This window comes from Pseudomonas sp. LBUM1659 (assembly GCF_059716045.1).
On sequence record NZ_CP166797.1, the window covers coordinates 3090970 to 3104052 of the forward strand.

9 protein-coding genes are annotated in these 13083 nt (G+C 58.1%); all 9 read right to left on the minus strand.

The features are described 5' to 3' along the window. Window positions 1-13: 13 nt before the first annotated feature. On the minus strand, window positions 14-667 hold the full coding sequence (locus ACA048_RS13965; protein ID WP_497629658.1) for a DUF2931 family protein: 654 nt from the start codon (window positions 665-667) through the stop codon (window positions 14-16). After that, window positions 660-4184, minus strand: a complete 3525-nt coding sequence (tssI, locus tag ACA048_RS13970; protein WP_497629659.1) for a type VI secretion system tip protein TssI/VgrG — start codon at window positions 4182-4184, stop codon at window positions 660-662. The genes ACA048_RS13965 and tssI overlap by 8 nt, the downstream gene beginning before the upstream one ends. A gap of 316 nt (window positions 4185-4500) precedes the next feature. Next, window positions 4501-5445, minus strand: coding sequence for a carbohydrate kinase family protein (locus tag ACA048_RS13975; protein ID WP_497629660.1), 945 nt, complete (start codon window positions 5443-5445; stop codon window positions 4501-4503). 13 nt (window positions 5446-5458) lie between these two features. Next, window positions 5459-6955 (minus strand): xylulokinase, encoded by a 1497-nt coding sequence (gene xylB, locus ACA048_RS13980; RefSeq protein WP_497629661.1) that lies wholly within the window; start codon window positions 6953-6955, stop codon window positions 5459-5461. 158 nt (window positions 6956-7113) lie between these two features. Further along, a complete protein-coding gene (locus ACA048_RS13985) occupies window positions 7114-8586 on the minus strand; it encodes a mannitol dehydrogenase family protein (RefSeq protein WP_497629663.1) in 1473 nt (490 codons plus the stop codon). Window positions 8587-8601: 15 nt separating this feature from the next. Next, complete coding sequence (locus tag ACA048_RS13990) at window positions 8602-9705, minus strand: ABC transporter ATP-binding protein (RefSeq protein WP_497629664.1); 1104 nt, start codon at window positions 9703-9705, stop codon at window positions 8602-8604. A 140-nt stretch (window positions 9706-9845) separates the two neighbouring features. Then, window positions 9846-10676 (minus strand): carbohydrate ABC transporter permease, encoded by an 831-nt coding sequence (locus ACA048_RS13995; protein ID WP_123431547.1) that lies wholly within the window; start codon window positions 10674-10676, stop codon window positions 9846-9848. A gap of 10 nt (window positions 10677-10686) precedes the next feature. Then, the gene (locus ACA048_RS14000; RefSeq protein WP_497629665.1) at window positions 10687-11613 is read right to left on the minus strand and encodes a carbohydrate ABC transporter permease; all 927 of its coding nucleotides are present in this window, start codon (window positions 11611-11613) and stop codon (window positions 10687-10689) included. Between the two features lie 119 nt (window positions 11614-11732). Continuing rightward, window positions 11733-13043, minus strand: a complete 1311-nt coding sequence (locus ACA048_RS14005; RefSeq protein ID WP_497629667.1) for an ABC transporter substrate-binding protein — start codon at window positions 13041-13043, stop codon at window positions 11733-11735. Window positions 13044-13083: the final 40 nt, after the last annotated feature.

Consider the following 13083-nt stretch of genomic DNA (forward strand, 5'->3'; position numbering starts at 1 on the left):
CGTCGCGGCTCTGTCATTTCCAAGAATCATAGGGCACACCAAACTCTTTGACATAAGCTTTGGATTCATCAGATAGAGAATCGTACTTGCCACCGGATTTCCCTTCATATGGGCCTCGCGGATCAATCACGCCTTTTACCCTAATTACCTCGATCGGAGTAAGGCATGACCCTCGTACCCAAACCTTGGCTATGCCACCGGGAGCCAAATTGATAACCAATGCGTTTCGGTAGTCTGTTATCCACTTGCCATCGGCCGCACAAAAAGCCTTTTCGCCCTTGCGCATGATCTCCTGGGTCGCCTCGGGTATGTTGATCACCATCTGGTAAGTCTGGGGTTCGACCAAAGATTGCCAGCGGACATAGATTTTTTGGGGTAAATCCGCCCCAGTCACATTTTTACCTTTTCCAATGCCAGGTTTCTGCGGCCATCCTTTAGGGTCACCTGAATTGTTGGGAGGTCTCTGTATCGCAGCGGTGCCACTCATCGCACGGGGATACACCTGTTCCTTTATATCGACCACATCAGCTGACTCGATCCAAACCTCCATGTAGTCGGGTGCCGAGAACCCCAGGTACCACGATTTGTAAGGCAATGAATTGCTATTGGCAAATGTACAGCCGCTCAGCAGAAAAACGGCAATAGCGATGCGTATAAAATTACTCATTCGGGTGCACCGTGCGCACAGAGTTTTCTTCTGGTCGATTAATGAAAACTACACTCAGGTCGCTATTGTTTCGATTTTTAGCAGCATTCCAGTTGTCGGATAAATGAACGTAACGTTGGAATAGTAGTTCCTCCTCTTGAGAAGTCAGTCCAGTTGTTTTGCTTTTTCCCTGTGCGTATGACATCAATTTTTCTGAGATGGGAACGAGCTCCGGAGGTAACGAAAGTCTTGGGTTGTTTTCGGAGATCTGGCGAAAAGGTACTCCATTTTCAACGGCCAGTTCGCGCATTATCCGAAAGTAAATCAAGGACAGATCACTGCGGACTTCGCGCTGACTGCTGACTGCTGCATAAACCTGTTTCATATTTTTTGGATCGTCTTTGTCGGCGCTACGAAAGGGCACCTCCCAAGTCCGGACCTCCAACGAAAGGTGGTATTGGGACAATTGATCTTGAAGTCGTCTCAAGTCTTCCTGAGCAATTTTATAACTGTTGGCTTCTACGAAAGGTGTCCTTTCTTCTACCGCGCTTTTACGCGGTTTGCTAAGCAGGATACGTTCCATTGCTTTAGGTAAATAGCCACCACCCAGGTCCGAGTGCACGCCAGGCAAGATAATATCGGCTGCTCCGAGACTATTTAGTGCAAAGTTATAACGCCGTTCATTTCGAGCAACCAATTGGACGACTTTTTTAGCCGCATCTGGTGCTATGTGGATATTTATCCCCGGGTTATAAGCGTTATTGCCATTCCAGTCCCCTATCAGTGGGTTGGCGATGGCTGCGACTGTGTCATAGACGCCGATGAAATTTATGGAAACATCAGAGTTTGGTTGCCATACAAAGCTGTCAGATAACATCGGCGACCCCGCAGGTAATGCTTTGGCGAGAATACTTTGATTGCCCTTTAGTACCTCGTTTGCAAAGTCTCTAGCCGCTGCGGATCCACGGCTGAACCCGAAAATATCGAACTCAATTTTCGTTACGCGTTTATCTGGATTGTTTTCTTGAAACGGTCGGATCACCTGAAGGAATAGCTGTGGGGTTTCTTCAACTCGAGCCCGGACGCCTTGGGCTCCAAGTCCTGTGCCTTGAGAAAAAGTGGAATCTTCTCCGGTACTGCTGGTGCCGATTCCATCCACATAAATCGACAAATTTGCGCTTTTTGCTTCGATAGGCAGCGTTTTGTTCATTTGGATATCATAAAGTTCGTACAACCTAGCCACGTTGCTAACGTCGTTCCCGTAGCTGTTATCCGGCGAACTCCCTTTGCCGTCATAACCATACGCCGCGCAGAACTGACGAATATCCTCAGCCGATTCCTCCAGATTCACATCCGGCGCGAAGCAGCCAAACACTCGTTCACTGTTGCTGCGGTTATTCCCCGTACCATCAAAGAACACCCCAATCCGCAACGTAATATCTTCAACCTCAACCTCAACCTCAACCTCAACCTCAACCTCAACCTCTTCCTCTTCTTCCTCCAGCTCTTCCTCCTCAGCCGCTCGCGCTGCCTTAGGCTCCAAATCAGCCACAGCATTAAACTTGGCAACCGGCGGAGCACTCAGCAGTTTCCCTGCTGCGGCAGCCGCTGCTGCACCCGGAGTAATCGGCGGAAGAATCTTAATCCCACTCCCCGAACCCGGCGCACCACCCGAATTGGTTTTCACCTCAGCCCCACTTATCGTCACGCCCCCGGCATCCACCTTGACGAAACTCCCGCCAGCCTTGGCCGTCAGTTCCATCCCGCCTTCAACCACCACTTTGTCGCCAGCGTTGTAGTGAATCTCTTCTCCCGCCTCGACGAACTGCGCCGTGCCGACCTTCACATGCTGGGTCGCCGCCACCGTCAGGTGATCATCGGCCCGCGCTTCAGTCTTGCGGTCCAGGTGGGTAATGCGGTGTTCTTCACCCTTGAACTCGCTGAAGGCATTGGCCTCGACCGTGTCGTGCCGTTCGTTGCCGATGCGGATTTTCTGGTCGTGTTCGATGTTTTCATCCCAGTCGCGCTGGGCGTGGAGGTAGATCTGTTCCGCGCCTTTTTTATCTTCGATGCGAAATTCGTTGTAGCCCTTGCCGCCCGGTGAGCTGAGGGTCTTGAAGGTGCTGCGGGTTTTGTTCGCCGGCAGGTCGTAGGGGACGACGTTTTCCTTGTGGTACAGGCAGCCGGTGACCAATGGCTGGTCGGGGTCGCCTTCGAGGAAGGTGACGAGCACTTCCATGCCGACGCGCGGGATGGCGATGCCGCCGTAGGCACTGCCGGCCCAGCCGGTGGCGACGCGCAGCCAGCAGCTGGTTTTGTCGTTGGCCTGGCCGTCGCGGTCCCAGAAGAATTGCACTTTGACGCGACCGTATTCGTCGCAATGGATTTCTTCGCCTGGCGGGCCGGTGACGATGGCGGTCTGGCTGCCGAGGACCTTGGGTTTCGGGTGTTCGAGGGCAGGGCGGTAGTGCGCGTCCCAGGGCGTGGCGAGGAAGCGGTTGCGGTAGCCCTGGTGGAAATCGTCGTTGTTGTGGGTGACGTCGCTGGTGATGTTCTCGCCGAGCACTTGCGGTTGCTTGCCTTCGTGGACCACTTCCAGCAGCAGCCAGAGGTCGTTCCATTCTGTGCGCGGGTGTTCGCTGAGGGCCAAGAAGTGGCCGCTGACCAACGTGGGTTCGTCACCTTTGCCTTCAGCGAGTTTGTAATCGCTGCGATGGCGTTCCAGCGCGCGGGTCGCCAGTTGTTTGCCGCGTTCGCGCGTGAGGAAGAGACCGGGGTAATCGTAGTCTTCGAGGTCCGGGGCGACTCCGCTCTTGGCGGCGCCTTCGGGCAGGATGGGTGGCTTTTCAAAGTCGTAGTCGCGGCGACTGACGCGACTGGTGCGGGTTTCCAGGCGCAGGTTGAAGCGTTTGATCACTGGTTTCTCGGCGGCCATGCCGGAGTCTTGCTGGTAGGCCACGGGCGCGAGTTTGCGGAATACGGTCTGGTCATCGCCGAACACCAGTGTGTGGCCGCTGGCACTGTGCTGGAAGTGGAAGTGAATGCCTTCTTCTTCGCACAGGCGCTGGATGAAATGCAGATCGGATTCGTCGTACTGCACGCAGTAGTCGCGGTCCGGGTAGACCGCGCCAAGCTGAAAACTGTACGCGTCAGCGAGGATGCCGCGTGCTTCCAGGACCTGACCGATGATTTTCGGCACGCTCAGGTGCTGGAAGATTTGCTGGTCGTGGTTGTGGCGCAGGTAGGCCAGTTGCGGGCACAGGCTGATGCTGTAGCGGGTCAGTTTTTTGCCCGAGTCGCCTTGCTCGATACGATAGACCAGACCATGGATGAGGCCTTTGCCGGTTGCGCCGAAGGTCAGGCAACCGGGTTTGTGCAGGATCTCTTCGAGTTTCAGGTCGGGGCGGGCGCTGACCAGTTCGATGTCGAAACAGAACGGCTGGTTGAGGGCTTCACGGCCGACGAAACTGAGGACTTGCAGGTCGGCGGAAACGCCTTCCAGCGTGAGGGAAATATGGGTTGCATTAGCGTCCAGCATGCTTTGAATTCCGTCCTTTGGATAAGCTGGGGCGGATGGTGCAGGATTAAACGGCCTCGTTCAAGGCGCAAATGGCATAGGTGCGGGGTGCTTGGGGGATAGGGAAAACCCTTAGTGGCACGGTTTTGGCCAGTGAATGCGGGGGATATCACCCTGTGTGGCTTTCGAAGCAGTGACTGACTGGAGATGGACGGTGTGAGATACACCGCCATCGCGAGCAGGCTCACTCCTACAGGGGATCTGCGGTGAACGCAGGTTTTGTGTTCGACAACGATCCCTTGTAGGAGTGAGCCTGCTCGCGATGAGGCCCTTACATTCAGTGAAGATCCAGCTGATGCCGATACGGCAAATCCGGCCCGGTCTTGCTGCACGTCAACGCCGCCGCCTGCACCGCAAACTTCAACATGCCATCGATGTGCTCGCGGCTCAGGGATTGAACGCCCTCGACAGAATCCAGCTGCTGCTCGGTCAACCAGGTAATCAACGCTGCCTGAAACGTATCGCCAGCCCCCACGGTGTCGGCAATTTTCACCGGACTGGCCGGCACTGACCACGAACCATGAACCCGACTAAACACCGTCGCGCCTTCGCCACCCCGGGTCAGGAACACCAACTGACAGCGATGCTGCAGCCAGCCTTCGATCACGCGTTGCGGATCTTGTTCGGGGTACAACAGGCTCAGATCCTCATCGCTGACTTTGATCAAGTCTGCCAACTCAACCAGCGTCGCGATACGTTTACGCCACAGGTCGATGTTCGGTTCAGGATTGAGCCGCACGTTCGGGTCGAGGCTGATCAGGCGTTTACCGCTTTCGCGCTGCACCAGCGCGAGCAATGTGTCGGCAATCGGTTGCACCACCAGCGAGAACGAACCGATGTGCAAACCGCGCACTTCAGGCCCCAATTCCGGCAGGTGTTCCGCTTTTAGCTGACGGTCCGCGCAGCCTTCACCGCGAAAGCTGTAATGGGGTGAGCCGTTGGCGCCCACTGCAACCATCGCCAATGTCGTGGGGGCGGCGAAGTCCACGAGGAAGTCCGGGTGCACGCCTTCGTCCTCTAGCACTTGCTGCAAGCGCCGGCCGAGGTAGTCGGTGGACAGTCCGGCAAACAGCGCCGAGTCCACGCCCAAGCGGCGCAAACCGACCGCGACATTGAACGGCGAGCCGCCGGCAATCGCCTTGAAATTCACTTTTGAAGCCAGGCCGCTGGCATCTTCTTCGCTGAAGAAATCGAACAGCGCTTCGCCACACACCAGATACATAATTGTTCGCTCTTTAAAGGGTTGCGACATGCTGTTGATAGCGTTCGTAGGCCTGCTGACAGGCCGCTACATTCTCTGCAATCGGCAGGGTTTCGCTGGCCAGGTCGAGTTTGACGCAGCGCTCGCACAGGTCCGCCAGACTGTCTTCCTGCCCGTTTGCCCAGGACCTGCACCACGCCGCCTGAATTGCCGCGCCGAGGGCGGCGGCTTCGCTGTGTTCGGTACAGATCACTGGCGTATTCATAATGTCGGCGACGATCTGCCGCCACACCGGGCTCTTCGAGCCGCCGCCGATCAGGCAGATGCTGCGGCTTTGTAAGCCATTCTGGCGCAAGAGGTCCAGTCCGTAACGCAAACCGAAGGTCGTCCCTTCCACTACCGCACGGCACAGGTTGGCCCGCGTCAGGTTGGTGATCGTCAGCCCCAGCAGGCTGCCGGTGGCGTGGGGCAGGGCGGGGACGCGTTCACCGTTGAGGAACGGCAGCATGCTCACGCCTTCAGCACCGATGGGGGCTTGCGCGACTAAGTCGTTGAACTGTTGGATATCGAGGTCGAACAACTCGCGAATAACACCCGTCGCATTAGTCAGGTTCATCGTGCAAATCAGCGGCAGCCAGCCACCGCTGGAGGAGCAAAAGGTTGCGACCGAGGCATCGGCGCTGACTTTTGGTTGATCGGCATAGGCGTAAACGGTGCCCGACGAACCGAGGCTCATGGTGATCGCGCCGGGCTTGATATTGCCGGTGCCAATCGCGCCCATCATGTTGTCGCCGCCGCCGCTTGAAACCAGCGCTTGCGGGTTGATGCCCAAGTGTTCGGCGATGCTCGGCAGGATCGTGCCGACCGCTTGATGTGCATCGATCAACTCCGGCAACGCGGCTTGCAGGCGTCCGCTCGGGTCGATGTCGCGCAGCAGTTGCAAGTCCCACTGGCGGGTGCGCACGTTGAAATAACCGGTGCCGGAGGCGTCGCCATACTCGCTGCAACTGCGGCCGGTGAGCCAATAATTCAGGTAATCGTGGGGCAGCAGGATGCGGGTGATTCGGGAAAAAATCTCGGGGTGCTGCTCTTTGGTCCAGAGCAGTTTTGATACGGTGTAGCCGGGTGCAATGACCACACCGAGGCGCTCAAGTGAACCTTTTTCACCGCCGAGATGCGTGAGCAGGCGGTCGTTTTCCGGGGTGGATTCGGTGTCGCACCAGAGTTTGGCCGGGCGCAGGACCTGGCCTTGGTCGTCGAGCAGGACCAGACCATGTTGCTGGCCGGAGACGCCGATGCCGAGGATGTGTTGGCCGTCGACGTTGGCATCGAGCAGGGCGCTTCGGGTGGCGAGGGTGAATGCTTCAAGCCACTGGTTAGTGTCTTGCTCGCGGCGACCGTTGGCGCCGCTGATCAGGGTGTGGACGGCGGCGCCCTGGCCCAGCACTTGGCCGCTGACCACGTCGAGGACGATGGCTTTGGTGCCTTGGGTGCCGCAGTCGATGCCCAGGAATAGGTGTTGGTTTGCCATGTTAGGTCCTTGGAGTGTCAGGTGGATCTCGGTGAAGGCCATTCGCGAGCAAGCCCGCTCCCACATTAGATTTCGGTGGACACAGATTTTGTGTTCGACAACTATCGAATGTGGGAGCGGGCTTGCTCGCGAAGACGGCAGCCAATTCACCGCAGTATTTAAGCCAGCACCCGCTCCAGCGTCCGTGTCACCCCAACTTCCCGCAAGCTGTTACAGCACCACTCAAACGCCGCCACAAACTCCGCCGAATGCGGGATCGCCGTGCCAAAAATCTCCTCGACCGCCAGCAACCGCTGGGTAATCAGCACATCATCCGCCACCAGCCCCTGGCAAAACGCCGTTCGTGGGTCCGGAATCGAATAGGTGTCACCGTTCTCATCCACACCCTTCAAGTACAACGCCCACGCCGCCACCACCAACGCCGCACGCTTGGTCTCGCGACCCTCGGCAATCAAGCGATTGATCGTCGGAATCGTGAACTTGGGAAACTTCGACGAACCGTCCGAACACACCCGCTCCAGTTGATCGGCAATCGCCTGATTGGAGAAGCGTTCAACCAGCGTGTCTTTGTAGTCGGTCAGATCAATCCCCGGCACCGGCGCCAGTTGTGGCGTTACGTCCATGTCCATGTAAGCACGCATGTAGCGCACGAACAGCGGGTCATTCATCGTCTCGTGAACAAAGCGGTAACCCTTCAAGAAACCCAGATACGTCAGTGCCAGATGGCTGCCATTGAGCAGTTTTATCTTCATCTCTTCATAGGGCGTGACGTCGTCAGTGAACTGCACGCCGACCTTTTCCCAGGCCGGGCGACCGTTGACGAATTTGTCTTCCAGTACCCATTGCACAAACGGCTCGCACACCACCGGCCAGGCGTCGTCAACCGCGTGTTTGTCTGCCAGTTGCAGACGATGTTCGGTGCTGGTCATCGGCGTGATGCGGTCGACCATGGCATTGGGAAAGCTGACGTTGCGGTCGATCCAGTCGCACAGATCAGCATCGCGTAAAGCGGCGAAAGCCAGTAGCGCTTTGCGCGTCACCGCGCCGTTGTGCGGGAGGTTATCGCAGGACATCAAGGTGAACGCGGGGGTGCCCGCAGCGCGGCGTTTGGCCAGCGCGGCGCAGAGGAAACCGAACACGGTTTTCGGCTCATGCGGGTGCGCCAGGTCGTGCTGGATTTGCGGCAAGTGCGCCATGAATTCGCCGTTGCTGTCATCGATGCAGTAACCGCCCTCGGTGATGGTCAGCGAAACGATGCGGATCTCGGGGCTGGCGAGTTTGTCGATCAGCGCGGCCGCGCCGTCCTCCGCCAGCAGCATGTCGCGAATCGCACCGATCACCCGGACTTCGGTGTCATCGGTATCACCGAGTTCAAACAACGTGAACAGGTAGTCCTGCTCTTTGAGATCGTCCCGGGCGCGGCGGTCTTCGGCGCGCAGGCCGACCCCGCAAATCGCCCAGTCCAGGCCTTCGCCAGTGTTCATCAGCGCATCGGTGTAATACGCCTGATGGGCGCGGTGAAAACCACCGACGCCAATGTGCGCGATGCCTTGGCGCGTCTCGCTCAGGGCGTAGGCGGGCAGGACCACCTTGGGTTTGAGGTGGTGGAGATTCTGTTTATTGAGTTTCATCACATAGTCTCGATATCAGGCCGCAACGCGCAACGGACGGGTCAACGCCACGCCGTCGGCATCGAATAAATGGCAGTGTTCCGCGTCCAGGTGCAGGCTCAGCGACTCGCCGTAACGGCTGGCCAGGTCGCCACGAACGCGCATAGTCAGGGCCTCGCCGGAGGAGGTCACGACGTGGCAGAAGGTGTCGCTGCCCAGACGCTCGCTGACGTCGGCGGTGACCTGCAGCGTGCAATCGCCGGTGTGTGCCAGTTCCAGATGTTCGGGACGAATGCCCAAGGTCACTGCGCCACCGACGCTCAAATTGGCGCCGGTCAACGGCAGGGTGATGCGGGTGCCGGCATCGAGCAGCACTTCACAGCTTTGGCCGTCGATGCGGGTGACTTTGCCCTTGAGGAAGCCCATTTTCGGCGTACCCAGGAACCCGGCGACAAACAGGTTCGCCGGCTGGTGATACAGGTCCAGCGGCGAGCCGACCTGTTCGATTTTGCCGCCGTTGAGCACCACCACTTTGTCGGCCATGGTCATGGCTTCGACCTGATCGTGGGTCACATAGATCATGGTCGCTTGAAGCTCTTTGTGCAGTCGCAGCAGTTCCAGGCGCATTTGTACGCGCAGGGCGGCGTCGAGGTTGGACAACGGTTCATCGAACAGAAAGATTTTCGGGTTGCGCACAATTGCCCGGCCGATAGCCACGCGCTGACGCTGGCCGCCAGACAGTTGTTTCGGTTTGCGTTCCAGCATCGGCCCCAGTTCAAGGATGCGTGCCGCTTCGCCGACTTTCTTCTCGACTTCGGCTTTCGGCACGCCGGCAAGATCGAGGGCAAACGACATGTTCTTGCGCACGCTCATGTGCGGGTACAGGGCGTAGGTCTGGAACACCATCGCCAGGTCGCGCTTGGCCGGGCTGACTTCGGTGATGTCGCGGCCGTCGAGTTCGATGGTGCCGCCGCTGACTTCTTCCAGGCCGGCGATCAGGCGCAGCAGGGTGGATTTGCCGCAACCCGACGGGCCGACAAACACTACGAATTCCTTATCGTTCACTTCCAGGTCGATGCCTTTGATGATGGAAAAGCCTTCGAAGCCTTTTTGCAGATTCTTGATTTTCAGGTTGGCCATGATGATGGGCCTCCACGTGTTGTTATTCAGTTGAGCCGTAGGGCTTTCTGTAGGAGCCAGCGATGCGGCGATCCGACTTGCCTGCGAAGGCGTCTGTTGAATCGCCATCGCCGGCAAGCCGTGCTCCTACAGGGAACGATTCATTTCACGGCGCCGAACGACAGGCCGCGGACCAATTGTTTCTGGCTGATCCAGCCGAAGATCAGGATCGGCGCGCAGGCCAGCGTCGACACCGCCGACAACTTCGCCCAGAACAGTCCTTCAGGACTTGAGTAGGAGGCAATCAACGCGGTCAGCGGCGCGGCTTTGGATGACGTCAGGTTCAAGGACCAGAACGCCTCGTTCCAGCACAGGATCAGCGACAGCAAAACGGTAGACGCCAGGCCACCCTTGGCGATCGGCAACAGCACCCGGACCATTTCCTGCCACAGCGTGGCGCCGTCGAGGCGCGCGGCTTCGAGGATGTCTTTGGGGATGTCCTTGAAGTAGGTGTAAATCATCCAGACCACAATCGGCAGGTTGATCAGCGTGTAGATCACGATCAGCGCAATACGGGTGTCGAGCAGGCCGAAGGTCTTGGCCAGCAGGTAGATCGGCATCAACACGCCCACCGGCGGCAGCATTTTGGTGGAGAGCATCCACAGCAGCGTGCCTTTGGTGCGCTGGGTTTCGTAGAACGCCATGGAGTAGGCCGCCGGCACTGCGATCAGCAGGCACAACGCCGTGGCGCTGAAGGAAATCACCACCGAGTTCCAGGCGAAGCTGAAGTAGTCGCTGCGCTCGTTGATGTGCAGGTAGTTTTCCAGCGTCGGCGTGAAGATGAATTGCGGCGGCGTGGCGAACGCGTCGATTTCGGTTTTGAAACTGGTCAGCACCATCCAGAAGATCGGAAAGAAGATCAGGATGGCGATGGCCCAGGCCAGCGTGCCAAGCAGCAGGCTTTGCAGACGACGGGATTGTTGAAGGGTCATGGCGCAGGCCTCAGGCTTTGTCTGTCAGGTTTTTGCCGATCATGCGCACCAGCACGATGGCTGCGATGTTGGCGATCACCACTGCAATCAACCCGCCGGCGGACGCCATGCCGACGTCGAACTGCACCAGCGCCTGGTTGTAGATCAGGTAAGCCAGGTTGGTCGAGGCGTAGCCGGGGCCGCCGTTGGTGGTGGTGAAGATTTCGGCGAACACCGAGAGCAGGAAGATGGTTTCGATCATCACCACCACTGCAATCGGCCGCGCCAGGTGCGGCAAGGTCAGGTGCCAGAAGATGGCGACAGGCCCGGCGCCGTCGAGGCGTGCGGCTTCTTTCTGCTCCTGGTCGAGGGACTGCATGGCGGTCATCAGGATCAGGATTGCGAAGGGCAGCCATTGCCAGGACACAATGATGATGATCGACAGCAGCGGGTAGTGCGCCAGCCAGTCCACCGGTTGCGCGCCGAACAGTTTCCAGACGTAGGCGAGAATCCCCGACACCGGGTGGAAAATCAGGTTCTTCCAGATCAACGCACCGACGGTGGGCATGATGAAGAACGGTGAGATCAACATCACCCGTACGATGCCGCGGCCCATGAATTCACTGGCTTCAAGCAGCGCACTGATCAGCACGCCGAGCACCACGCTGATCAGCAGCACGCTGCCCACCAGCAACAAGGTATTGGTGGCGCCGGGCAGGAAGCCGGAATCCGTCAGGAAGTAAGTGAAGTTCTCCAGCCCGACGAACTCGTTTTCACCCGGATTGAGCAGGTTGTAGCGAATCGTCGAGAAGTAGACGGTCATGCCCAGCGGCACGATCATCCACAGCAGCAACAGTGCGACCGAAGGACTGACCAGAAACCAGCCGGGGTTGGCCAACCGGCTTTTACGCACCGGTTGGGGAATGTCCATGTGAGCTTTGGCAGTTGAAATATTCATGGCATTAAAACCGATTAGGAGCTGACAGACAGGGATCAAAATGTGGGAGCGTGGCTTGCCCGCGATGGAGGCAACCCGGTGTCCGGACAATCAAGACCGCCGCACCCACTGCACCTTCATTACTTGGGATAACCAGCCCGCTTCATCTCACGTTCGGTGGTTTGCTGAGCCGCAGTCAGGGCTTGATCGACGGTGATTTGCCCAATCAACGCCGCCGAGAACGACTTGCCCACCTGGGTGCCAATGCCCTGGAACTCAGGAATGGTCACCAACTGAATGCCGATGTAAGGCACGGGCTTGAGCGTCGGCTTGCTCGGGTCCGCGGCTTTGAGCGATTCCAGCGTGACCTTGGCGAACGGCGCGGCATTCATATAGGCCTCGCTGTAGGTGGATGCGCGAGTGCCGGGCGGCACGTTGGCAATACCGTCTTTTTCCGCAACCAGTGCGCCGTATTCCTTGGAAGTGGCCCAGGCACTGAACGTTTTGGCGGCGTCTTTGGCCTTGGAACTGGTCGGGATCGCCAGCGCCCAGGAATAGAGCCACGCCGAACCCTTGTCGGTGGTTTCGTGCGGGGCGTAGGTGAAGCCAACGTGGTCGGCCACCTTGCTTTGCGTTTTGTCGGTGACGAAAGAGCCGGCAACGCTGGCATCGACCCAGATCGCGCACTTGCCGCTGTTGAACAGCGCCAGGTTTTCGTTGAAACCGTTGCTGGAGGCGCCCGGTGGGCCGGACTGCTTCATGGTGTCGACGTAGAAAGTCAGTGCGTTTTTCCACTCGGGGCCGGTGAATTCCGGCTGCCACTTCTCATCGAACCAGCGAGCGCCATAGGCGTTGGCGATGGTGGTGATCAGTGCCATGTTCTCGCCCCAGCCGGCCTTGCCGCGCAAGCAGATACCGTACTGTTCTTTGTCCTTATTCGTTAGTTTGCTGGCGAATTCGCCGATCTGGGTCCAGGTCGGGCGCTCGGGCATGGTCAGCCCGGCATCCTTGAACAGGTCGGTGCGGTAATAGGTGATTGAGCTTTCGGCGTAGAACGGCAGGGCGTACAGGGAACCCTTGACTGAAAGGCCCTCACGCACCGACGGGAAGACGTCGTCGAGGGCATAAGACGCCGGCAAATCCTTCATCGGCTCCAGCCAGCCCTTGGCACCCCACAGTGCGGCTTCGTACATGCCGATGGTCAACACGTCGAACTGTCCGCCCTGAGTGGCGATGTCAGTGGTCAGGCGTTGGCGCAGTACGTTTTCTTCAAGTACCACCCAATTGAGCTTGATGTCCGGGTGCTCGGCCTCGAAGGTTTTCGAGAGCTTTTGCATGCGGATCATGTCGCTGTTGTTGACGGTGGCGATGGTCAGCGTTTGTGCGCCGAGGCTGACGCTGCTGAGGGTCATGCAGGTGAGGGCAAGCAGAGCTTTTACAGAAGGTTGCATCGTGCACTCCTTTTCTGCACCCAAGGGTTACAGAAGGACA